The organism is Roseateles sp. DB2 (assembly GCF_051857535.1).
GTDB lineage: Bacteria > Pseudomonadota > Gammaproteobacteria > Burkholderiales > Burkholderiaceae_C > Roseateles_B.
Genome location: NZ_JBPZGY010000009.1, coordinates 184,810 through 207,682, shown reverse-complemented (window position 1 = coordinate 207,682; position 22,873 = coordinate 184,810). Strand labels below are relative to the sequence as shown.

Here is a 22,873-nt window from a genome sequence, read left to right as displayed (position 1 = left end):
CCTGCTCGACCACCGCCAACTTAAAGGCCATCGTGTAGTCGCGCTGGGTGCGCTTGATCCCTGTATCCATCACATCTGCCCTCTCTCGGGTGCAAATGTGTCAACGCTGGGCAGGACGGGTCACCGCCAAGAAAAAGGGCCGCTTCCAGCGGCCCTTTTGCTGCAACTCCGCGCGGCGGGTGCGGTCGGTCAGCCGCGGGCCAGCAGTGGGGCCAGGTAGCGGCCGGTGTGGCTCTGCTCGCAGGTGGCCAGCGCCTCTGGCGTGCCCGCCAGCAGCAGGCGGCCCCCGCCCGAGCCGCCTTCGGGGCCCATGTCGATCAGCCAGTCGGCTGTCTTGATGACGTCGAGGTTGTGCTCGATCACCACGATGGTGTTGCCCGCATCACGCAGCGCATGCAGCACTTTCAGCAGCAGCTGGATGTCGCCGAAGTGCAGTCCGGTGGTGGGCTCGTCCAGGATGTAGAGCGTGCGGCCGGTGTCGCGCTTGGAGAGCTCCAGCGCCAGCTTGACCCGCTGGGCCTCGCCGCCCGACAGCGTGGTGGCGCTCTGGCCCAGCTTCACATAGCCCAGGCCCACGTCCATGAGCGTGTGCAGCTTGCGCGCGATGCTGGGCACGGCGCCGAAGAACTCGCAGGCGTCCTCCACGGTCATGTCCAGGACCTGCGTGATGTTCTTGCCCTTGTAGAGCACCTCCAGCGTCTCGCGGTTGTAGCGTTTGCCATGGCAGACGTCGCAGGGCACATAGACATCGGGCAGGAAGTGCATCTCCACCTTCAATACGCCATCGCCCTGGCAGGACTCGCAGCGCCCGCCCGCCACGTTGAAGCTGAAGCGGCCGGGGCCGTAACCGCGCTCACGGGCGGTGGGCATCTCGGCGAAGAGCTCGCGTATGGGCGTGAACAGGCCTGTGTAGGTGGCCGGGTTGGAGCGAGGCGTGCGGCCGATGGGGGATTGATCGACGTTGATGACCTTGTCGAAGGCCTCCATGCCTTCGATCTCGTCATGCGGCGCCGGCTCCAGATGGCTCTGGTAGAGCTTGCGCGCCACGGCGGCATAGAGGGTGTCGTTCACCAGGGTGCTCTTGCCGGAGCCGGAGACACCGGTCACGCAGGTGAGCAGGCCCACGGGGAACTCCACCGTCACGCCCTTGAGATTGTTGCCCCTGGCATTGACGATCTTGAGCGTGCGCGGGTCGGTGTTGTCAGCCAGGCTGTGGCGCTTCTTCGGCACCTGGATCCGGTCCACACCACTGAGATAGCGGCCGGTCAGCGAGTCCGGATTCGCGGCCACTTCCTCGGGTGTGCCCTGCGCAATGATGCGGCCGCCGTGCACGCCGGCACCGGGGCCGAGGTCCAGGACGTGGTCGGCAGCGCGGATGGCGTCCTCGTCATGCTCGACCACCAGCACCGAGTTGCCCAGGTCGCGCAGGCGGCGCAGGGTGGCGATGAGGCGGTCGTTGTCGCGCTGGTGCAGGCCGATGGAGGGCTCGTCCAGCACATACATCACGCCGGTGAGGCCAGAGCCGATCTGCGAGGCCAGGCGGATGCGCTGGGCCTCGCCGCCGGAGAGGGTGTCGGCGCTGCGATCCAGGCTCAAGTAGTTGAGGCCTACGTCGTTGAGGAAGCGCAGCCGCGCGGCGATCTCCCGCACGACCTTGTCGCCGATCTCGGCCTTGGCGCCCTTGAGCTTGAGCCCCTCGAAATAGTCCAGGCACTCGCGCAGCGTGGCATGCTCGACTTCATAGATGGGCCGGCCCCTCACCGTGGCATCCGCCGGCTGCAGCAGCACGTGACGCGCCTCGCGGCGCAGCCGTGAGCCCTCGCAGTCGGGGCAGGCCTTGGGAGCCATGTAGCGGGCGAGGTCCTCGCGTACGGCGCTGGAATCCGTCTCGCGGTAGCGGCGCTGCAGATTGGGCAGGATGCCCTCGAAGGGATGCGAACGCTTGACGGAGCGCTTCTTGCCATTGGCCCCTTCGGCCTCGTAGGTGAAGCTGATGTCCTCGGCACCGGAGCCGTGCAGCAGTACTTGACGGGCCTGCTCGGGCAGTTCCTCGAAGGGCAGCTCCAGGTCGAACTGGTAGTGGCGCGCCACCGATTCCAGCAGCGAGTAGGTGTAGCCGTTGCGGCGGTCCCAGCCCTTGACCGCACCGCTGGCCAGGCTCAGCGTGGGGAAGGCCACCACGCGCTCCGGGTCCATCACCGTCACCTGGCCCAGGCCTTCGCAGCTGGGGCAGGCGCCCACGGGCGAGTTGAAGGAGAAGAGCCGCGGTTCCAGCTCGGGCAGGGAGTAGCTGCAGATGGGGCAGGCGAACTTGCTGGAGAAGATCTGCTCGGCGGTCTTGGGATCGGTGCTGTCCATGTCCAGCACCAGCGCCCGGCCCTCGGCCAGGCGCAGCGCGGCCTCGAAGCTCTCGGCCAGGCGCTGGCGCAGGCCCTCGGCGCTGTCGGCTTTGAGGCGAACGCGGTCGATCACCACGTCGATGTCGTGCTTCTCGGCCTTCTTCAATGCGGGCAGGTCCGGCACCTCCACCGTCACGCCGTCAATGCGAAAGCGCACGTAGCCCTGGGCCTGCAGATCCTGGAACAGCTCCAGGAACTCGCCCTTGCGGTCACGGACCACGGGCGCCAGCAGCATCAGCTTGCTGCCCTCGGGCATGGCCAGCACGGCGTCGACCATCTGCCCCACGCTCTGTGCCTCCAGGGGCAGGCCGTGGTCGGGGCAGAAGGGGGTGCCGGCGCGGGCGTAGAGCAGGCGCAGGTAATCATGGATCTCGGTGACCGTGCCCACGGTGGAGCGTGGGTTGTGGCTGGTGGCCTTCTGCTCGATGGAGATGGCCGGGGAGAGGCCCTCGATCACGTCGACCTCGGGCTTGTCCATCAGCTGCAGGAACTGGCGGGCGTAGGCGGAGAGGCTCTCCACGTAGCGGCGCTGGCCCTCGGCGTACAGCGTGTCAAAGGCCAGGCTGGACTTCCCCGAGCCGGACAGGCCGGTGATCACCACCAGCTGGTTGCGCGGCAGGTCGACGTCAATGTTCTTGAGATTGTGGGTGCGCGCGCCGCGGACCCGGATCATGGGGCTCTCCGTCGTGGGCGGGCGGCTGGGGGTGGGCTCAGTGGACATGCGCGTCGCGGCAAGGGGAAACCCGCCATGATAGGCCGAGAGCGGAGTCCTGGCCCCGCCTCCACTGCCAAGGCTTGTCAGCAGGTTCAGACATCCGTGTTAATCCCCCGATTCGCGGCTCTCGACTTGATGCAGCATCGCTGACAATTCGTTGCATTGCGCAGTTCGCCTGGAGACAAGCTTGAGTGAAGAAACCCGTCAGCGCAAATCGTGGCTGGATGGCTTCATGGCTTATCCGCTGCCGGCGGGGCTGGATGAGGAAGTGGCACGGCGCAATATCGTGCTGCTCGACCAGAAGCTCTACCAGCTCTGGAGCCTCGGTGAGAACCTGATCTACGCCTGGACCCCCAGCGAGCAGGGCCTGGACGTACTCCTGGCCCCGCACGCCCTGCTCACCGAATTCACCGAACGTGCGCCCAGCGGGGCGGAGCGCATGCGCCGCGCCACCATGCTGGAGACTTTGCTGGCCCAGCAGGAGCACCTCAGCGTCGAGGCCTTCCAGGCCACGGCCCGCGAGCTGGAGCTGGAGCCTTTGCACGTGGCCCTGCCCTTCTCGGCCAGCGAAGGCCTGGGCCTGCGCCTGGTGGCGGCCATCGTCGAGCGCTACGGCATCCGGCTGGTCGAGGACCGCGCGGTGATCCTGCTCGATGCCGTGGGCTTCTCCCTGCTGACGCCGCTGGAGCAGGTGGTGCAGCTCAGCAGCCTGTCCTGCTCGGTGAACGCGGCCTATGCCAAGCTGCTGGACCGCGAGATCAACATCAACTTCGCCCGCACCACCACGGGTGACGGCTTCTACATCTGGAACCGCATGCGCGGCATGGCCGCCAATGTGGAGCTCTACCAGCTGCTCCAGTTCATCCTGGCTGACAACGCCCTCGCACGCGAGCGCGCCACGCGCAAGGGTACGGTGCCGCGCCTGCGCGCCTGCTTCCATGTGGGCTCGCACTACGAGTTCTATCAGAGCGAGGGCCTGAACCCGACCTCATTCAGCTACCTGGTCGGCCAGGTCACCATCGAGCTGGCCCGCATGATCGAGCGCGCGCTGCCGGGGCAGATCCTGGTGGGCAAGTTCTACACCGCCATGCGTGACGCCGACGACGAGATGCTCATGGTGGACAGCAAGGACTTCGTCGACTGCACCCGCGCGCCGCTGCAAGCCCTCAACGGCCTGGCCCTGGGCGGCTCCGAGATCGACGAGATCGCCTGCTATCTCACTGGCCAGCGCGACACGGCCTTCGGCGGCAGCTACGGCATCAACGAGTACGAGATCCAGGACAAGCACGGCCTGCTGCACCGTGTCTACAACGCCAAGATCAACATCCACCGTCGTCATGGCGATCCCATCTATCTCGGTTTGCGCGAAGACGATCTCGCGGGCTTCCATGCGCGCATCGTCAATGGCTGAATCCCGGATGCCCTGTCCCTTGAATTTGTTCCAGAATCGCGCCGGCTGCCAGTGATCCCGACGAGGACTGCACCGCCCTGCTGCAGGTCTGAGCAGCGGTGACAGGGGGCCTGAGGCCAACCATGATGACGGCCGCCGTGCGTGCGCCGCCCTTTCTTCTGGAGCGAGGGAATCTCATGAATCTGGTGTTGAACCGCCTGGCCGCGTCTTTGCGTCCGGGCTTGGTCATGGGCGCTGCGCTGGTCTTGCTGACCGCCTGCGGCGGTGGCGGTGGCGGGGGGGCGGATCCGACCCCCACCCCCTCGGGCTGCGTCTCGGGGGCCGTGACGCTGCTGGCGTCCAGCGCGCCGCAGGCCGGCCGCAATGTGGAAGTGCAGGCACAGGCCTGCGGCTTTACCCTGGGTGACCCGCAGTGGACGCAGACCCAGGGCGCGTCTTTGCCGCTGCTGTCTGCCCGTTCAGCGGCCATGAGCCTGGAACCTTCGGCGGGCGACTACGGATTCAGCCTCAGCTATCTGGATGCCCAGGGCCAGCGCCGTACCCAGTCCCTGCAGCTGTCGGTGGCCGCGTCCTCGGCTCCTTCGCTGGTCGTGCGCGGTGATCCTTCGCTGTGGAGCGGCGATGGCGCCTCGCTGAGGGCCTGGCTGCCCGGGCTGAGCGCTGCAGAGGCTGCCGGCGCCACTTACAGCTGGACCCAGACCGAAGGCCCGGCTGCGCTGGGTCTGCAAGGCCAGGACACGGCACGCATCCTGTTCAAGGGCCCGGTGGTCAGCAAGGACGCGTTGATGAAGTTCCGTGTCGACGTCAAGCTCGCGAACGGCCAATCGCTGAGCCAGGGCTACCAACTGCTGCTGCTGCCCCAGCCTGGCAGCACCACGCAGCCGCTCTTCGACGCGAGCAATCCCAGCTCGCGCGTCTACCCGTACCTGCGCAGCGGCCCCCATGCCGAGGCGCTGGCTGCCTGTATCTACAGCCCCCTGCTGGACCGTGCCAACCTCTGCCCCATGAGCCGCCTGCCCATGCTGGGCACCGAGACCGGCGGCGCCACGCCGACGGTGGAGCAAGTCATGGCCCGCCTGCTGGTCAGCCATGACTGGATGGCGCAGGTCTTCGAGCGATATCTGCGCGAGCAGGATACCCACGGCGACTTCCGCAACCTCCTGAAGGCGACCACGGCCGTGGTGATCGGCGCGCGCGTGCGCCCGGCCTTCTACTGGAGCGCCACTGGCGCCATCTACCTGGACGCCAGCTATCTGTGGCTGACGCCCCAGCAGCGCGACACCGTCAGCGAGACGCCGGACCCCCGGGCCGATTTCGGCGGAGACCTGGGCTACGCCATGCTGTGGCGCTACGTGAAGGACAAGGATTACGCTGGCGGCAGCTATCCCGTGGCCGAGCGCAAGAGCCGCGCGCTGCCGGACTTGCATGCGCGCCTGGGCAGCTTGCTGTACCACGAGTTGACCCACGCAGGCGACTTCACCCCGCCGCGCCTGCACAGCGTGCTGAACCCGGCGCTGCGTGTGTTCCAGATCGATGCCGGCGTGACCGCCTCGGACGATCTGGCCGCCAAGCTGCCCCTGCAGTCCAGCGAGATGGTGGCCCTGGGCAAGGTGCAGTTCTTCGGCAATCCCTCCACGGCGACGCAACGGGCCTACACGTCTCAGAACATCGTCAGCTTCTTCGAGCCCGACCGCGCGACCGACGAGTACAACTACTCGCTGCCCGACGGCGCCACCGTGGGCCGCGAGGACGCTGCGATGCTGGCCGAGGAAGCGATGATGCAACTGCGCTTCGGCATCCTGCGCGACGTGGCCATCACGCCGGCGCTGACGGCCTCCAGTACCAGCTCGAACATCCTGCTCAGCTGGGGGCAGCGCGGCCGTGTGGGCGAGGCCAGGATCAAGCCGCGCGTGGCGCTGGTGATGTCCCAGGTCATGCCCTGGATTGCCGCCAGCGAGCTGGACAAGCTGGCCGCGCCCCAACTCCTGCCCGCGGGCAAGAGCTGGCTGGCCACGCTGGATCCCGCGGCGGCGGCTCGCCCGACCGAGGCCCAGCGTCGTCAGGCCGACGAGGCCCTGCGAGACATGGGCAGCCGCCAGCAGGACCGCCGCCGCGCGGCGACGCTGGAGCGAGATTTACGGCAATCTGCCCAGTGATGCGTGCCTGATCGCCGGCCCGGGGTGCCTGTGCGGCGCATGACTCGGGCATGATCCCGCCATGCGTTCAGCGTCCCGCCTTCTCCTGGCTCTGAGCTCTGCCGCGTTCGCCGCACCCCCTGCGGCGCAGGCCGCCGCACCCCTGGTGGTGCTGGTGGATCACAGCGAGGAGATGCCCAGCGCCCGCATCGAGCAGGGCCAGGTGCTGGACGGTGTCAGCCACGACCTCGCTCTGTTGCTGGGCGAGCGACTGGGCCGCGAGCCGCGCTTCCTGGTGCTGCCGCGTCGGCGCGTGGCGCAGGCCCTGGCCTCGGGAGAGGCCGACCTGCTGTGCGACTACCTGCCTGCCTGGCTGCCCGGCCCCTTCGCCTGGAGCCGGCCCTTCCTGCCTGGTGCCTACTGGGTCGTGACCCGGCGCGATCGCGAGGCGCCCGCTTCACTGGCAGAGCTGGCCAGCCAGCGCGTGGGTACCGTGCGTGGCTATGCCTATCCGGAACTGCAGGCCCAGATGGGGGCGGCGAACTGGCGCGAGGATGCGCCCAATGCCGATGCCAGCCTGCGCATGCTGGCCCTCGGGCGCGTAGGCCATGCCGCCGTGTCGCAGCGTTTTCTGCAATATCAACAGCGCGTCGGCAGCTTCACCGTGCCCCTGCATGCGCCCTTGCCCGTGAGCAGCTACCAGACGCAGTGCGCGCTGTCGCCGCGCAGCAGCCTCAGGCTGGCTGCCCTCAACCAGGCCCTGGCCGAGATCGTCGGCGACGGCAGCCTGGAGCGCCTGCTCCAGCGCTACCGTTGAGCGCCTGCCTCACGCGAAGCGGCTCATTTGAAACGGTATTGCAGGCTGGCGTAGACGAAGCGGCCGCGCGGGTCGGTGTAGCTGGGGTCGTAGCCCGACAGGAAGAACCAGGCCTGCTGCGAGAAGGGGGGTGCGGTGTTCAGCAGGTTCTTGATGCCTGCTCGCAGCGTCAGAGTCGGCGTGGCGGCCCAGGCGCCGGTGAGGTCCCACAGCGAATAGGCCTTCACCTTGCGGTCGGGTTTGCCCACGATGCTTTGGTCCGTGTAGCTGGAGAGGTAGCTGTTGGACAGCGTCGCGCTCCAGTCGCCGCGCTCCCAGTCGGCGCTGATCGTGTGGCGCCAGCGCTGGACCACGCCATCGTTGATGAAGTGGCCGAGGTTGCTGACGTAGGGGTCGTCGTTGCCCGTCTGCTGCTTGGAGTTGAGCGTCAGCGTGCCGTTGAGGCGCAGGCCGAAGGTGCCCATGGTGCTCTTGAGACCGCTCAGCGAGGCGCTGAAGTCCAGGCCGGAGATCTTCTGGCGACCCCGGTTTTCCTTGATCAGGTCGATGTGGTCGATGACCTTGTCCTCGTCGCGATGGACCAGGCTGCCGTACTTGTCCAGATTGCCCAGGATCACATCCACGCCCAAGGTGCTGATCAGGTCGCGCTTCTGGATGTTCCAGTAGTCGACGCTGAGCATGACATTGCTCTGCGGCTCGAACACGGCGCCGAAGCTGAACTGGCGGGACTTCTCCGGCTTGAGCCTGGGATTGCTGTAGGCCAGGGTGGTCCAGGTGTCAGAGCAGTCCGTGACGGTGTTGGAGGGGTCTGCGGCCATGCAGACCGGGTCGACCAGGGTGGCGGCCGTGCCTTCGGTGACAGGCCGGTACAGGTCGGTCAGGCTGGGCGCGCGGAAGCCCGAGCCCACCGAGGCGCGCAGCAGCACGGTCTTGTCCGGTGTGTACCTCAGGCCCAGCTTGGGGCTCACGGCGTTGCCGGTGCGCTGGTAGTGCTCGTAGCGCACGGCGGCCTGCAGCTCCAGTTGCTTGGTGAAGGGGGCGCTCAGCTCGGCGTAAAGGCCGCTCACGCGGCGCGAGCGGCCGAAGTCCGCGTCCGGGCCCTGCGAGGTCTCGCCCAGGATCAGATCCTGGGCCAGGGCCTCGGACTGGTGGTAGTCCTGACGCTCGCGGCGCAGCTCGCCACCCAGGGCCAGGGCGAGGTCCCCGCCGTCAAGCTTGGTCAGGGCGCTGGAGGCCCTGAAGTCCAGGCTGCTCATGGTGCCGGTGGCGCGGCGCACCTCTCCGCGGATCTGGGCCTTCTCGTACAGGGCCAGGCCGGCGGCGCTGGAAGGGCCGAAGGGGTTGAGCGTGCCGGCAGCGAATCCGTCCCGGATCAGCTGCTCGTTCAGATAGCCCTGGTGGTCGCGGTCGGACACCTTGTTGCGGCTGTGATTCAGCGCGAACTCGTAGTCCCAGCCCTTGAAGACGCCGTTCACGCCGGCCACGTAGCGCTGGCCGCTGGAGACCAGCTCGCTGGTGCGCAGCCCGGCCTCGGCCAGACGGGTGCGCACGGTGATGATGCGGTCCTCGTCGTCGGCGTCCAGCGTGGCCAGGCTGGTCCTGGACAAGGCGCTGACCTTGGACACGTCCATGTCGGCGTCCACACGGTTGGGCGTGCCCGAGTAAAGCGTGCGCGAGTGGCTCAGCGCGGCCTCGGCGAAGAACTGGTGGCCCCGGCCCAGATCCACGACCCCGCGCGTGAAGAGACTGCTTTTGTTCGACTTGGGGTAGAGCTCGATGTCCCGCATGTAGTCGTAGGTGCAGCCGTCCACGCCGCCGATGCCGGCGGGCAGGTACAGGGAGGCGGGCGCATTGCAGCCCGTCGCGGCAGCCGGGTTGATGGTCCTCTTGCTGACCACGGTCTTGCCGTTGGTGGAGAAACCATCGGCAATGAGCGTGTCGAGCTGGCTGCCGCTGAGCCGGATGTTGCCCGGGAAGCTAGCGCTGGACAGCAGGTCCGGCAGGGTCTCGGGGATCTTCAGGTCACTGATGAACTGGCGTTGGCTGGCGTTGAGTGTCGAGGTCTTCTGCAGGTCCAGCACGGCGAAGAGGTTGAAGCCGTCGCGCGTCAGGTCGCCCAGGCCGCCGGCGAGGGAGGCCGTGCGCTTGCCGCCGCCGCCCTCGCTGGTGTTGCCAGCGCTGGCATTGAGTTCGATGCCCTGGTAGTCCTTGCGGGTGATGAAGTTGATCACGCCGCCGATGGCGTCACTGCCATAGAGCGCGGAGGCGCCGTCCAGCAGGATTTCCACACGATCGATGGCGGCGGCGGGGATGTTGTTGAGGTCCACGCCCGCGGAATCGCCGGGCGAGGCGAAGTTGGCCATGCGCCGGCCATTGAGCAGTACCAGGGTCGAGGACACCCCGATGCCGCGCAGGTTGGCGGCATTCATGCCCATCTGGTCACGGAAGCCGCCGTAGGCCACACTGCCGCCGTCGGTCATGTTGTTGGTGCTGGCACTTAGCCGTGCCACGATTTCGGCGGCCGTGGTGAGACCTTGCTTGATGATGTCCTGACGCCGCAGCACCTGCACCGGCAGGGCCGTCTCGGACTCCAGGCGCTTGATGGCCGAGCCGGTGATCTCCACCTTCTGCAGCTGCGCGTCAACAGGTGGTTGCTGGGCCCAGGCCGGTGCGCCGGCCAGGCACAGCAGCACGGCCTGTGCGGTGGCGTGCGGGACGGATCGGAATGGGCGGTGGGGCGTGCGGATCTTGCTCATGGGACTCCCTGGTGACGAAGTGCGCCTTCGCGGGGCGCGAGGGTCAGGTCTTGCCAGTTCGCTGGCAGACAAGCTGAGGCATGATGGCATTGCGATGACAGGCAAGTGAATCCTGTACGGCGACATCTGTGCATCGCGCACAACGCCTGTCCCCCGTGTGTGGTGGCGCCTGTGCGACTTGCGAACGGACTCCTCGCTGGCGGCCCGCATACTGACATCCTGCTGTTCCGACGTTCCGACACGCCTTTGCCATGACCGCCCTGAAGAAGAACTCCCTGCGCGCATTGCCTGCCCTCCTGGCCCTGCTGATGCTGGCTTCCTCGCCCGCCGTGCACGCCGCCGGCAGTGACAAGAAGACCACGGGCAGCACGCCGGCCGGCAACAGCAGCACGCCGCCGCCGGCCAGTGGCATCTGGACCATCATCCCTGGCCTGGGCCGGGCCAATCCGCCCAAGCCGCCCGCAGCCGCACCCGCGGCGAGTGCCGCGCAACCGGGCAGCGAGCTGGCCATCAAAGGCTATGCCATCCCCATCGGCGGAGCGCTGAAGTCGGACAACGAGGAGGTCTGGGGCCGCATCGTGCAGCTGGCAGGCGGCAAGGGCGCACGCTTCGTGGTGTTTGGCACGGCCTCGGAAGACCCGGAGTCCAGCGCCAAGCAGGCGGTGGAGCTGCTGCAGCGGCGCGGCGCGGTGGCCGAGGCCCTGCCGGTGGCGCCCAAATTCAGCTGGGTGGACTTGCACAAGGTGGTGCGCGACCCTGCGCTGATTGCCAAGGTCAAGGCGTCCAAGGGCGTGTTCTTCACCGGCGGTTCGCAGGAGCGCATCGTCGACGTGCTGATGCCCGGCGGCAACGTGACGCCCATGCTGGAGGCCATCTGGGAGGTCTACCGCAAGGGCGGCGTGGTGGCCGGCACCTCGGCGGGTGCGGCCATCATGAGCTCCGTGATGTTTCGCGATGCACCCAGCGTCATCAACATCATGAAAGGCAAGTGGGTGGAGGGCAAGCAGGTCGACCGCGGCCTGGGCTTCGTGGGGCCGGACCTGTTCGTTGACCAGCACTTCCTCAAGCGCGGGCGCTTCGGTCGCATGATTCCCCTGATGATGGCCAAGGGCTACAAGCTGGGCCTGGGCGTCGAGGAGAACAGCGCCGCCGTGATCCGGGGCGACGAGATCGAGATCATCGGCGGTCGCGGCGCCATGATCGTGGACCTCAGCGAGGTCAAGACGGACCCCACGCTCGGAGCCTTCAACGTCACCAATGCCCGCCTCACCTACCTGGACCACGGCGACAAGTTCAACACCCGCACCCGCATCACCACGCCCACTGCCGTCAAGCTGCGCGGCCAGAAGCTGGACCCCTACGCCCCCGATTACAAGCCCTACTACACCGAGGACCTCTTCCACCTCGACATGCTGGGCGACCAGACCATTGCCAACGCCATGGCCTACCTGATCGACAGCAACAAGACCGAGGTGCGCGGCCTGGCCTTCGACGTGATTCCCAAGCCCGGCGACCCGCTCTCCGAGCTGGGCTTCCTTTTCCGCCTCTACAAGGGCAAGGGCAGCGTGGGCTGGAGCACCGACGAACTCGGGCCTGAGGACTACACCGTGCTGGGCCTGTACCTGGACATCACGCCGGTGCACATGCCCCATCCGCTCTACGGTACCTGGAACGGTGCCAACCGCAACAACGTCCAGCCGGAGCAGCCACCCACCAGCCAGTGAGCCTTCGCTGCAGCCGGGCTTGGTGCCGCTCAAACCGCCGCTCGTCGCCTGGCCGTGGCGAGCCCAGCGGCTGGCAGCGCACACTCGGCAGCTTTGCTGCTGCACGAGCCTGACCATGCGCAAGACCTGCCCCTCTTTCCTCAGTTCCTCGCTGGCCGCCGCCCTCGGGCTGGCCGGTCTGCTCAGCCTGGCCGGCCCGGCGCAGGCCGACGAAGGCATGTGGACCTTCGACAACGCCCCGCTGGCGCTCATCCAGCAGCGCTACGGCCTGAACCTCAGCCCGGCCTGGCTGGAGCATGTGCGCAAGTCCGCCGTGCGCTTCGGGGCTTCGGCCAGCTTCGTCTCCAAGGACGGCCTGCTGCTGACCAACCACCATGTGGCGCGCGGCTGCATCGCCCGGCTGTCCACCGCCGAGCGTGACCTGATCGCCCACGGTTTCGTGGCCGCCAGCCGCGAGCAGGAGCTGCAATGCCCGGGGGCGGACGCCCGTGTGCTGATGTCCTGGGAGGACGTCACCGCCGTCGTCACTGGTGCTGCCAAGCCCGGCATGAGCGACGCCGAGGCCGCAGCCGCACGCAAGGCCGCGACCGGCAGGCTGGAGTCCGACTGCAAGAGCAGCACTGGCATGAAGTGCGATGTGGTGGCGCTCTACAGCGGCGCGATTTACCACCTCTACCGCTACAAGGAATGGCAGGACGTGCGCCTGGTGGTGGCGCCCGAAGGCCATGCCTCGGACTTCGGCGGCGATCCGGACAACTTCAACTTCCCCCGCTTCGCCCTGGACTTCAGCCTGCTGCGTGTCTACGAGAACGGCAAGCCGGTGCAGCCCGAGCACTATCTCAAGCTGGCCAGCCAGGCGCCCAAGGAGGGCGATCCCGTCTTCGTGATCGGCCATCCCGGCAACACCGACCGTCTCAACACCGTGGCCCAGCTGCAGGCCAAGCGCGATGTGCTGCTGCCCCTGGCCATCGAGGGCGCCCGTGCCCAGCTGAAGATGCTGGCGGCCTACGGTGCCCAGTCGCCCGAGAGCGCTCGCCGCGCCTACGCCCTGGTGGCCGGCATCGGGAACACGCTGAAGGCCAACACCGGCCAGCTCAAGTCCCTGCAGGACGCCGCCAACTTCGAGCGCAAGCGCCAGGAAGAGGCGCAGTTCCGCGCCGGCCATGCCAAGCTGGGTCGCAAGGATGATCCCTGGGCGCAGGTCGAGGCGGCCACCCGCCGCCAGGTCGAGCTGGCGCGTGAGGCCGCCTTTGCCAACGCCGGCTTCAACAGCCTGCTGGGCACGGCCCTGACCCTGGTCGAGATCGCCAGGGAGCGGGCGCTGCCGGAAGGCGAGCGCATGCGCGGCTACTCCGCCAACGGCCTGGCTGCGGCCGAGCGCCGCGTGCGTGCTGACGTGCCCACCTACAAGGACCTGGAGCAGGCCCGCTTCACGTTGCAGCTGGAACGCGCCCAGCAGGCCTTGGGCAAGGACCATCCCTTCGTGAAGGCTTCCCTGGGCGCGCAGGTGCCTGCCGCAGCGGCCCAGGCGCTGATCCAGGGCAGCCGGCTGGACGAGCGGGCCGAGCGCGTGCGCCTGCTGGAAGGCGGTGCGGCGGCCATCGAGGCCTCGACCGACCCGGCCATCGTGCTGGCTCGCAGCCTCTATCCGCTGCAGCGCGAGCTGTCGCGCCGCATCGAGCGCGAGGTGGACGAGCCCCTCAAGCGCGCCGCCGAGCAACTGGGCCGCGCCCGCTTCGAGCTGATGGGCAAGAGCGTGCCGCCGGACGCCACGGGCACCCTGCGCCTGAGCTATGGCCGCCTGGCCGGCTATGAGAGCGAGGGCTACCGCCTGCCCTACAAGACCGTCTTCGGCGGCCTTTTCGCCCGCGCTGACGCCTTCGACAACACGCCGCCCTTCAAGGTGGCGCCCAAGGTGGCCGCCGCCCGCGACAAGCTGGACATGAGCGTGCCCATGAACTTCGTCTCCACCAACGACATCATCGGCGGCAACTCCGGCTCGCCCATCGTCAACAAGGACGGCGAGTTGGTGGGCCTGATCTTTGACGGCAACCTGGACAGCCTCGGCGGCCGCTTCCTGTATGACGAACGCCTGAATCGCGCCACCTCGGTGGACGTGCGCGCGATCCTGCAGGCCCTCGAGAAGATCTACGGCGCGCCGCACATCGCCCGGGAGCTGCGGGGGCAGTGAGCCCTCAGGGCCTGGACGCGATCCAGGCCTCGATCCGCCGCTCCAGCACCGCCAGCGGCACCGCCCCGCCGGCCAGCACGGCATCGTGGAAGGCCCGCAGCTCGAAGCGGTCGCCCAGTGCCTGCTCGGCGCGGCTGCGCAGGGCCAGCAGGTGCAGCTGGCCGATCTTGTAGGACAGGGCCTGGGCCGGCCAGCCGATGTAGCGGTCGATTTCGTTGACGATGTCGACCTCGGTCTTGGGCGCATGGGCGCGGAAGTAGGCGATGGCCTCCTCGCGCGTCCAGCGCAGGGCGTGGATGCCTGTGTCCACCACCAGGCGCACCGCCCGCCACATGTCGTAGGTCAGCTGGCCGAAGTGGGAGAAGGGGTCGCGGTAGAGGCCCAGCTCGTAGCCCAGGCGCTCGGCATAGAGCGCCCAGCCTTCCAGGTAGCTGTTGTAGGCCGCGAAGCGCCGGAACTTCGGCAAGGCGCCTTGCTCCTGCGCCAGCGCGATCTGCAGGTGGTGGCCGGGCACGGCCTCGTGGGCGGTCAGTACCTCCACCTCGTACAGCGGGCGCATCTCCGGGCGGTAGAGGTTGACGTAGTAGTAGCCGGCACGACGCCCGTCCTCCGACGGGCCTGAGTAATAGGCCGCCGTGGTGTTGGGCGCACTGGTGTCCGGGATGGGCCGCACGCCATAGGGGGTGCGGGGCAGCGTGCCGAAGAGCTTGGGCAGCTCGGGGTCGATGCGTTTGCAGGCCAGCACATAGGCGGCGAAGAGGGAATCCGCGTCCGGCGCATAGAAGCGCGGGTCCGTGCGCAGCCATTCGAAGAAGTCCTGCAGGCTGCCCTCGAAATCCAGCGAGGCCATCACCGCCTGCATTTCGCCCTGGATGCGCGCCACCTCGGCCAGGCCGATCTGGTGAATGTCCTCGGCACTCAGCGCGGTGTTGGTGTGGTGGGCGATGCGGTTGGCGTAGTAGGCCTCGCCCTGTGGGCTGTCCCAGATGCCGTGGCTCTCGCGGCAGGCACTCAGGTAGTGCTCGGCAAAGAAGGTCCGGAAGCGCCGGTAGGCCGGCACGAGCTGCTGGTGGATCAGGCTCAGCGCTTCTGTGCGCAGGTCTTCGGCCTCGGGCCAGGCGTCCGGCAGGGCGCGAAAGGCACTGAAGAAGGGGCTGGCCGCCGGCTCGTCCACCAACTGCGCGTCCAGCTGGGGCAGCACCCGCTCCATGAGGAAGTGCGGCTGCGTGTGGCCGCGGGCCGCGGCCTCGGCCAGGAGGTCCTGGAACTGCACCAGGTACTGCGGCAGGCCCCGCAGGCGCTGCAGCCACACCCGCAGGTCCGCGGGGCTGTCCAGGGGCATCAGCTCGGCCAGCTCGTTGAGGCTTTGCGGACCCTCGCGGGCGGTGATGCCATAGGCCTCATGGAAGAAGTCCTGCAGCTTGATGCGACCTTGCAGCTCCAGCTCGAAGAGCTCGTGGGTCAGCGCCTCCTGCTCAGGCAGCTCGCCACGGGGGATGGCCTGTAGCTGGGCCAGGGCGCTGCGGTCCGCCGCCTGGCGGGCGGCGCGGGCGGTGGGGCTGAGGTCGGGCCAGTGGGCGTTGTGGGCGGTCTCGCCCACATAGGTGGCCAGCAGCGGGTCGGCGGCCATGTCTCGGGCCCAGGTGGCGTCGAGCAGGGCCTGGAGGCTTTGACTGGGGCTGGCGGGGCTGGTGGTGATGTCAGAGGTCATGGGCGGGTCCGGATGAAGGTGGCATCTTGCCAGCCGCCTGTGCCCCCTGCCGTTCGTTCATCGCGGCTGGATGCAGTTCAAGCGCGTCGGCTGCGTCTTCATCGCGTGGAGGTTTCGGGGTGGCCCCCTATTGACGAAACTTCAGTCACCGGATCAATCAACGCAAGGAGTTCCACCATGATCACCCGCTCTACCAGCTATATCGCTTTCGTCATCGGCGTCGCCGCCACCGCAGCCCTGTTCACGGGGGTGCGTGTGCAGGTCGACCGCACGGCCGAATTCCGCAGCCAGATCGTCAAGCTCGAGCCCGTGGTCATCCAGGGCAAGCGGGCGGTCCAGGTCGCCCAGATCCAGCAACTGCCCCAGGTCGTGATCAACGGCCGCCGCGCTGATTCCAGCGTGTCATGAACGGCTCGGCCCTGCGCTGATTGCCATCCCTCGACAGCCCGGCTTCGGCCGGGCTTTTGCTTTTCTGGATCTTCCGGATTTTCTGGATGCGAGCCATGCGGCCTGTCGCGCCCGACGTGCGGCGGGGATCGCCGGGCCGCTGGCCTGAGGCGTCTGCCGGGCCGTCTGTTCTGCAGCTTGTCCTGCTGAGTTTGTCCGGGGTGTCGTACACCTCGGCGGCCGTGCATCCATCCCGCCAGCCTGCCATTCGCCGCAGGAGCTGCGACGAGGCCGGCCCCTGCCGGCATTCTTCAGTCCATGGATGCACAGCATCCCCTACAGACCGAGGAAAGGAGCTCTCTATGTCCAGCAACACCGTCGTCCGCATCGTCCTGTGTGCCGTCATGGCCTACCAGGGCTATATGTTTGGCGCTGATTGCGGTCGGGCGATCAAGGCCTGGGCCCAGCATCAGGAGGCATCCAGCACCCTGAGGATCTCGCGCCCGTAAGCCTCCAGCTTCTTGGCGCCCACGCCGCTGATCCGGCCCAGCGCATCCAGGGACTGCGGCTGCTGGCGGGCCATCTCGGCCAGGGTGACGTTCTGGAAGATCACGTAGGCTGGCAGACCGTGCTCGCGGGCCACCTCGGCGCGCCAGGCCTTGAGCTGCTCGAAGCGGGCCAGGGCGGCGGGGTCCAGGTCCACGGGCGCGCCCTTGGCCACGCCGCCGCTGCGGCTGACCTTGCCCCGCTTGGGGGCCTGCGTGGGCACCCGCAGCCGGATGGCCACCTCGCCGCGCAGCACGCTGCGCGCGCTCTCGGCCAGGGCCAGCGTGCCGTACTCGCCCTCGGCGAATACATGGCCCAGGGCGACGAGCTGGCGCAGCACGCCACGCCACTGCGCCTCGCTCAAGTCTGAGCCTATGGCCCAGGTGCTCAGGTGCTGGTGGCCGTACTGGGCGACCTTGTCGCTCATCTTGCCGCGCAGCACGTCGATCAGGTGGCCGGCGCCGAAGCGCTGGCCGCCGTTCTGGTGGAAGCGGTAGATGCAGGACAGCAGCTTGCGCGCCGCCTCGGTGCCGTCCCAGGTGGCGGGCGGGGTGAGGCAGTTGTCGCAGTGACCACAGTGCTGAAGGGGGCGGCCGTCGGTGCCGCGGTAGACCTCGTCGAAATAGGCCAGCAGGCGCACGCGGCGGCAGTCGGTGGCCTCGGCCAGGGCCAGCAGGGCGTCGAGCTTGCCGCGCTGGATCTTCTTGAACTCCTCGCCGGCCGGGCTTTCGTCGATCATGCGGCGCTGGTTCACCACATCGGCCAGGCCATAGGCCATCCAGGCCTCGGCGGGCAGGCCGTCGCGGCCGGCGCGGCCGGTTTCCTGGTAGTAAGCCTCGATGTTCTTGGGCAGGTCCAGGTGGGCTACGAAGCGCACGTCGGGCTTGTCGATGCCCATGCCGAAGGCGATGGTAGCCACCATCACCAGGCCTTCCTCCCGCAGGAAGCGGTCCTGGTGGCGCATGCGCAGGTCGGCGTCCAGGCCGGCGTGGTAGGGCAGGGCGCGTATGCCCTCGCTCTCCAGCCAGGTGGCGGTCTCCTCGACCTTCTTGCGGCTTTGGCAGTAGACGATGCCGGCTTCGTCCTCGTGCTCGTCCTGGATGAAGCGCAGCAGCTGTTCGCGTGGCTTCTCCTTTTCGACGATGGCGTAGCGGATGTTGGGCCGGTCGAAACTGGAGATGAAGACCCGCGCGTCCTGCAGGGCCAGGCGCTCGATGATGTCGGCGCGGGTGATCTCGTCCGCGGTGGCGGTGAGGGCAATGCGTGGCACCTCGGGGAAGCGCTCGTGCAGGGTCGAGAGGGCCAGGTACTCGCTGCGGAAGTCATGGCCCCACTGGCTCACGCAGTGCGCCTCGTCGATGGCGAAGAGGCTCAGCAGGCCCTTCTCATGCAAATGGGTGAGCTGCGCCAGGAAGCGCGGCGTGGTGATGCGCTCTGGCGCGGCATAGAGCAGAGTCAGGCGGCCGCTCATCAGCTCGCGCTCGACCTGCTGGGCCTCCTCGCTGCTGAGGCTGGAGTTGAGAAAAGCGGCATGCACGCCGGCTTCTTCCAGGGCGCCGACCTGGTCGTGCATCAGCGCGATCAGCGGGCTCACGACGACAGCCACGCCCTGGCCCAGCCGGTGCCGGGCGATGGCGGGAATCTGGTAGCACAGGCTCTTGCCGCCGCCGGTAGGCATGAGCACCAGGGCGTCGCCGCCGGCGCAGACATGCTCGACGATGGCCGCCTGCTCGCCGCGGAAGGCGCTGTAGCCGAAGACCTCCTGCAGGAGGGTCAAGGGAAGGGAGGACGGAGCGGGAGCGGGCATGGCAAGCGCGCAATGGTACGCGCTTCCCCTGCCGGGCCCTTTCCGCAAGTCAGGGGAGCAGGTCAAGAGGCGTCGAAATAGGGCCCTTCGCTGGCCTAGTCCCGCCCGCCGGGCGAGCGGGTGACTGCGTAAGATGGGCCGGATGCCAGCCAGGAGTTGAGCCATGAGCACGCCTGATCCCGACCGCGCCGCCGAGCTGCGCCGCAAGCTGATCCGCAACCACCAGGAAGTGCCGCGGGAACTCTTCCAGCGCGCGCCGCTCTATGAAAGCCGCGTGGCCGGCGTGTCCGACGGCACTCTGGCGCGCAAGCTGGGCTGTGGTATCGACACCGTCCCACCCGGCAAGCAGAGCTGCCCTTACCACTTCCACCACACGCAGGAGGAGATGTTCATCATCCTTGCCGGCGAAGGCACCCTGCGCGTGGCGGGCGAGCAGCTGCCGGTGAAGGCGGGGGACGTCATCTTCATCCCCTGCGGGCCCGACTACCCGCACCACCTCATCAACACCTCGCAGGCGGACCTCAGCTACCTCTCCATCAGCACGCAGGAGCGGCCGGAGGTCTGCGAGTATCCGGACTCCGACAAGATCGGCGTGTTCTCCAACAAGGGCCCCGCCTTCCTGCAGCGCCGCGATGCGGGCCTGGACTACTGGGACGGCGAGCCCTGAGCTCTGTGCTGTGACGCCCGACCGCCTCGCGTTCAGCGTGGCGGCTTCTCGCCCAGTGCGTTGACCCGCGCCAGGCCGCTGGTGCGCCGCTTCACCTCGGGCGCGCCCCAGTACTCGACGGTGCCGATGCCGGACACGCTCACTCGCAGCTCGTCCATGACCCACAGGCTGGCCTGGCCGATGCCGCTGATGGCCACGGTGGCCTGGTCGGTGCGCAGTTGCTCGGCCAACAGCTTGCCCTTGCCGGTGACCTGCAGGTTCAGATCCTGCACCTGGCCCTTGAGCAGGCCCTCGCCCGAGCCGGAGATGCCGAAGCTCAGCTGCTCGGCCACGAGGTCGTCGAAGCGCACCTGGCCGGCGCCAGAGATGTGGATGGCCAGGCGCTGCACGCGCACCGGCTCGGCCGCGCGCAGGTCTGCCGCGCCGGAAATGACGAGCTGGCGCAACTGGCGCATGCTGACGTCCACCTGCAGGCGCTGGCTGTTCCAGAACTTCCAGCTGCCCGAGGGGCGGATCAGCAGCTTGTCGTTCAGCAACTCGACGCTGACGCTCTTCTGCAACTCGGCATCCCCTGCGATGAAGACCTGGTCCCGCGGGCCCTGCACCAGGCGCAGCTGGGCGGATCCGGCGATCTCCAGGCGGTCGAAGGGCCCCGGTGCATAGACCCGGCCTTCAGGCTCCTGCGCCTGCGCCGCGGCGGGCAGCAGGGCCAGGGCCGTCACCAGCGCCGACCCCAGCGCCAGGCATCGCGAACGGAGGGCGGCGAAGGATTCGCCGGCCCGGGAAGACAGAGAAGGAGTGGGGGCGTTCATATCGACTGCTCACGCAAACGCTTGGAGACCTCGCGGCTGGCCGTGAAGCGCGTGCCGTCGCGCATCTGGACCACCAGCTGGGAGTTCTCGTCCGGGCTCATGGACTCGACGAAGTCGAGGTTGACGATGCAGGATCGCTGCAGCTTCAGGAAGCGCAGCGGGTCCAGGCGCTGCTCGAAGGCAGTGATGGGCAGGCGCACCAGGAACTGGCGCCCGCGGCTGGCCACGGCGGTGTACTTGGTGTCGGAGCGCAGGTACTCGATGGCCTCGACCTGCAGCGGGAAGATCTTGCCCTGGTCTCGCACGAGGATGCGGGTCAGCGGCTCCAGCTCGGCGCCGGGCAGGGCCGCGGTCTCCAGTGCCCCCTGCCACTGCTGCAGGTGGCCCACGGTCTGCAGCGCATGCTGCACGGCCTCGTCGAAGCGCTCCTGCGAGAAGGGCTTGAGGAGGTAGTCCACCGCATGCAGCTCGAAGGCGGCCAGGGCGTGCTCGTCATAGGCCGTGGTGAAGATCACCGCGGGGCTCTGGCTCATGCCGGCCTCGCCCAGGGCGCGCAGCACCTGCAGGCCGGTCATGCCGGGCATTTGAATGTCCATGAACACCAGGCCGGGCTGCAGGCGCTGGATGGTCTCCAGCGCTGCCGGGCCGTCGCTGCACTGGGCCACCAGCTCCAGCTGGGGCAGGGCCTGGACCCATTCGGCCAGGCTCTCGGCGGCCAGGGGTTCGTCCTCGGCGATGAGGGTGCGGATGCGGGGGGTGTTCATGCTTCTTGCGGAATCCAGAGGTCGACGCGAAAGCCCGCGCCGGGCTGGGTGTGGACGCGCAGGCGCGCCCGGCCGTCATAGTCCAGGGCGAAGCGGCGGCGCAGGGCGCCCAGGCCTATGCCACCGCGGCCGGGCCGCTCGGCGTCGATCTGGGTTGGGTCGCAGCCCTCGCCGTCGTCCTGCACGCAGAGCTTGAGCCCGCCATTGAGGGCATCGCGCTGGGCGCTGATCTGGATGGTGCCGCCCTGCACCCGCGGCGCGATGCCGTGCACGATGCAGTTCTCCACCAGGGGCTGCAGGGTCAGGGGGGGCAGCTCGTCCTGCAGCACGGCCTCGTCCAGCGCCCATTTCACCTGCAGCCGGGCGCCCAGGCGCAGGGCTTCCAGGGCGAGGTAGTCGCGCACGAAGTCCAGCTCCTGCTGCAGGTCGACCCGGTCGGTGGCGCTGCGCTTGCTGTCCAGCACGTAGCGCAGCATGCCTGAGAAGCGCAGCAGGGCCTGCTCGGCGGCGCGGGCGTCCTTGCGGGTCAGGGCGATGAGGGAGTTGAGGGTGTTGAAGAGGAAGTGCGGGTTCAGCTTGCCGCTGATGACGGACAGCTCGGCCCGCGCCAGGGCGGACTCCGCCTGGGCTGCAGCAATGGCCAGCGAGCGCGCACGCCGTGCGCTGAAGACCGCGCCGAAGCCGGTGGCCAGGGCCGCGTAGGCGATCAGGCCCCAGATGGCCCGCCAGAGGATGTACTGAGCCAGCATGGCGTCGGCATGCTCGCTGCCGAAAAGGGCCTGGGCGAGCTGGTAGTCCAGCACCAGCCAGACCACGCTGAAGAGCAGGGCCGCGCAGGCGTGCATCAGCACCAGGCGCCAGAAGGGGCGGCTGCGCTGGCTGACCCAGCGCATCCAGGGGTGCACGGCGGTGCCCAGCAACATGGGCGCCCACAGCGTCATCGTCGACTGCAACAGGGCTTCCCAGATCTTCCAGGGGCCGCGCTGGAACTCGGTGCCTGCCAGCACGAACAAGCCCCAGGTGAGCGTGCATACGCCTGCATAGCCCAGCCAAAGCCGTCGCGAGGGCGGTCGGGCGGGATTGGCGCTGGGGCTTGGAGAGGGCATGGCGCCATCCTAGCCAAGCCGCGCGGGCCGCCGGCCCCAGGTGGGACCAAGTGCCGGAAGCCGGGCATGGCGTGCGATTCCCGGACGGTCTTGGCAGGTGGCGCGCGGTACCCGCCCCGCCTCGTGCTGGGGCTTGCTCCCGTCTTCTGGGGACGGTTCGGGGAAGACCTCCCCAGGGGTCTGGGCGGGCCGCACGGCATAATCGGGGTTTGAATTCCTGTCCGCGAGCGCTTCCATGGCATCCGTCAACAAAGTCATCCTCATTGGCAACCTGGGCCGTGATCCCGAGGTTCGCTACACCCCCAGCGGCGCCGCGGTCTGCAACATCAGCCTGGCGACTACCCGCAACTGGAAGAGCCGCGAAGGCGGCGAGCGCCAGGAAGAGACCGAATGGCACCGCGTGGTCTTCTACGACCGCCTGGCCGAGATCGCCGGCGAGTACCTGAAGAAGGGTCGCCCTGTTTACGTCGAAGGTCGCCTGAAGACCCGCAAGTGGCAGGACAAGGAAGGCCGCGACCAGTACACCACTGAAATCATCGCCGAGCAGATGCAGCTGCTGGGCGGCCGTGACAGCGGTGGCGGTGACGACTTCGGTGGCGGTGGTGGCGGCTACAGCCGCGAGCGCAGCGCCCCGCAAGGTGGTGGGCAAGGCGGCGGTGACGACTTCGGTACCGAGGCCCGCGCCCCCCGCGCCGCTGCGCCCCGCGCCCCGGCCCCGGCCCCGGCCCCGGCCCCGGCCCCGCGCCCCGCGCCGGCCCCGCGTCCGGCGACCGGCTTTGATGACATGGATGATGACATCCCCTTCTAGGATCTACCTATCCATAGACGGTAAAGAAAGAGCCCTAAGTGCTTGTCGCTTGGGGCTTTTTTCTTGTTGACGTTGTTCTTGATATCTATGGCCGTCTTCCCGTTGCTGACTACCTTT

At 68.2% G+C, this 22,873-nt stretch carries 15 protein-coding genes; 8 read left to right on the top strand and 7 right to left on the bottom strand.

Annotated features, from left to right (window positions below; all coding sequences use genetic code 11):
- Positions 1–189 precede the first annotated feature (189 nt).
- Positions 190–3,072: an excinuclease ABC subunit UvrA gene (uvrA, locus tag ACS5PK_RS15330; protein WP_439441128.1), complete on the bottom strand. Its 2,883-nt coding sequence runs from the start codon at positions 3,070–3,072 to the stop codon at positions 190–192.
- Positions 3,073–3,301: 229 nt separating this feature from the next.
- Between uvrA and ACS5PK_RS15325 the strand changes: the two genes are divergently transcribed.
- From ACS5PK_RS15325 to ACS5PK_RS15315, 3 genes are all read left to right on the top strand, one after another.
- Positions 3,302–4,525 (top strand): hypothetical protein, encoded by a 1,224-nt coding sequence (locus ACS5PK_RS15325; RefSeq protein WP_439441127.1) that lies wholly within the window; start codon positions 3,302–3,304, stop codon positions 4,523–4,525.
- 176 nt (positions 4,526–4,701) lie between these two features.
- Positions 4,702–6,681, top strand: coding sequence for a hypothetical protein (locus ACS5PK_RS15320; protein WP_439441126.1), 1,980 nt, complete (start codon positions 4,702–4,704; stop codon positions 6,679–6,681).
- Between the two features lie 61 nt (positions 6,682–6,742).
- The gene (locus ACS5PK_RS15315) at positions 6,743–7,477 is read left to right on the top strand and encodes a substrate-binding periplasmic protein (RefSeq protein ID WP_439441125.1); all 735 of its coding nucleotides are present in this window, start codon (positions 6,743–6,745) and stop codon (positions 7,475–7,477) included.
- A gap of 23 nt (positions 7,478–7,500) precedes the next feature.
- Here the strand turns inward: ACS5PK_RS15315 and ACS5PK_RS15310 are convergent, their stop codons facing one another.
- Positions 7,501–10,233, bottom strand: coding sequence for a TonB-dependent receptor (locus ACS5PK_RS15310; protein WP_439441124.1), 2,733 nt, complete (start codon positions 10,231–10,233; stop codon positions 7,501–7,503).
- Between the two features lie 251 nt (positions 10,234–10,484).
- Between ACS5PK_RS15310 and ACS5PK_RS15305 the strand changes: the two genes are divergently transcribed.
- Together ACS5PK_RS15305 and ACS5PK_RS15300 are read left to right on the top strand one after the other, a co-directional pair.
- Positions 10,485–11,957 carry a cyanophycinase gene (locus ACS5PK_RS15305; RefSeq protein ID WP_439441123.1) on the top strand — a complete coding sequence of 491 codons (1,473 nt, stop codon included), beginning with the start codon at positions 10,485–10,487 and terminating at the stop codon, positions 11,955–11,957.
- Positions 11,958–12,072: 115 nt separating this feature from the next.
- Entirely contained in the window at positions 12,073–14,148 is a 2,076-nt protein-coding gene (locus tag ACS5PK_RS15300; protein WP_439441122.1) for a S46 family peptidase, read from the top strand.
- Positions 14,149–14,152: 4 nt separating this feature from the next.
- On the opposite strand, the gene ACS5PK_RS15295 is transcribed toward ACS5PK_RS15300, so the two are convergent.
- Complete coding sequence (locus ACS5PK_RS15295) at positions 14,153–15,859, bottom strand: DUF885 domain-containing protein (RefSeq protein ID WP_439441121.1); 1,707 nt, start codon at positions 15,857–15,859, stop codon at positions 14,153–14,155.
- Between the two features lie 177 nt (positions 15,860–16,036).
- Here ACS5PK_RS15295 and ACS5PK_RS15290 point away from each other — a divergent pair, with 177 nt between their 5' ends.
- Positions 16,037–16,267, top strand: a complete 231-nt coding sequence (locus tag ACS5PK_RS15290) for a hypothetical protein (RefSeq protein ID WP_439441120.1) — start codon at positions 16,037–16,039, stop codon at positions 16,265–16,267.
- 448 nt (positions 16,268–16,715) lie between these two features.
- On the opposite strand, the gene recQ is transcribed toward ACS5PK_RS15290, so the two are convergent.
- Positions 16,716–18,599, bottom strand: coding sequence for a DNA helicase RecQ (gene recQ / locus ACS5PK_RS15285; RefSeq protein WP_439441119.1), 1,884 nt, complete (start codon positions 18,597–18,599; stop codon positions 16,716–16,718).
- 163 nt (positions 18,600–18,762) lie between these two features.
- Between recQ and ACS5PK_RS15280 the strand changes: the two genes are divergently transcribed.
- On the top strand, positions 18,763–19,266 hold the full coding sequence (locus ACS5PK_RS15280; protein WP_439441118.1) for a cupin domain-containing protein: 504 nt from the start codon (positions 18,763–18,765) through the stop codon (positions 19,264–19,266).
- Between the two features lie 32 nt (positions 19,267–19,298).
- Here ACS5PK_RS15280 and ACS5PK_RS15275 read toward each other — a convergent pair whose 3' ends face one another.
- From ACS5PK_RS15275 to ACS5PK_RS15265, 3 genes are read right to left on the bottom strand one after another with little or no spacing between them, the layout of a single operon-like run.
- Positions 19,299–20,078: a head GIN domain-containing protein gene (locus ACS5PK_RS15275; protein WP_439441117.1), complete on the bottom strand. Its 780-nt coding sequence runs from the start codon at positions 20,076–20,078 to the stop codon at positions 19,299–19,301.
- Entirely contained in the window at positions 20,075–20,842 is a 768-nt protein-coding gene (locus tag ACS5PK_RS15270; protein ID WP_439441116.1) for a LytR/AlgR family response regulator transcription factor, read from the bottom strand. The genes ACS5PK_RS15275 and ACS5PK_RS15270 overlap by 4 nt, the downstream gene beginning before the upstream one ends.
- Positions 20,839–21,948 carry a sensor histidine kinase gene (locus ACS5PK_RS15265; RefSeq protein WP_439441115.1) on the bottom strand — a complete coding sequence of 370 codons (1,110 nt, stop codon included), beginning with the start codon at positions 21,946–21,948 and terminating at the stop codon, positions 20,839–20,841. Before ACS5PK_RS15265 ends, ACS5PK_RS15270 begins: the two co-directional genes overlap by 4 nt.
- Positions 21,949–22,183: 235 nt before the next feature.
- On the opposite strand from ACS5PK_RS15265, the gene ssb reads away from it, so the two are divergent.
- Positions 22,184–22,756, top strand: a complete 573-nt coding sequence (gene ssb, locus ACS5PK_RS15260; protein ID WP_439441114.1) for a single-stranded DNA-binding protein — start codon at positions 22,184–22,186, stop codon at positions 22,754–22,756.
- Positions 22,757–22,873 lie beyond the last annotated feature (117 nt).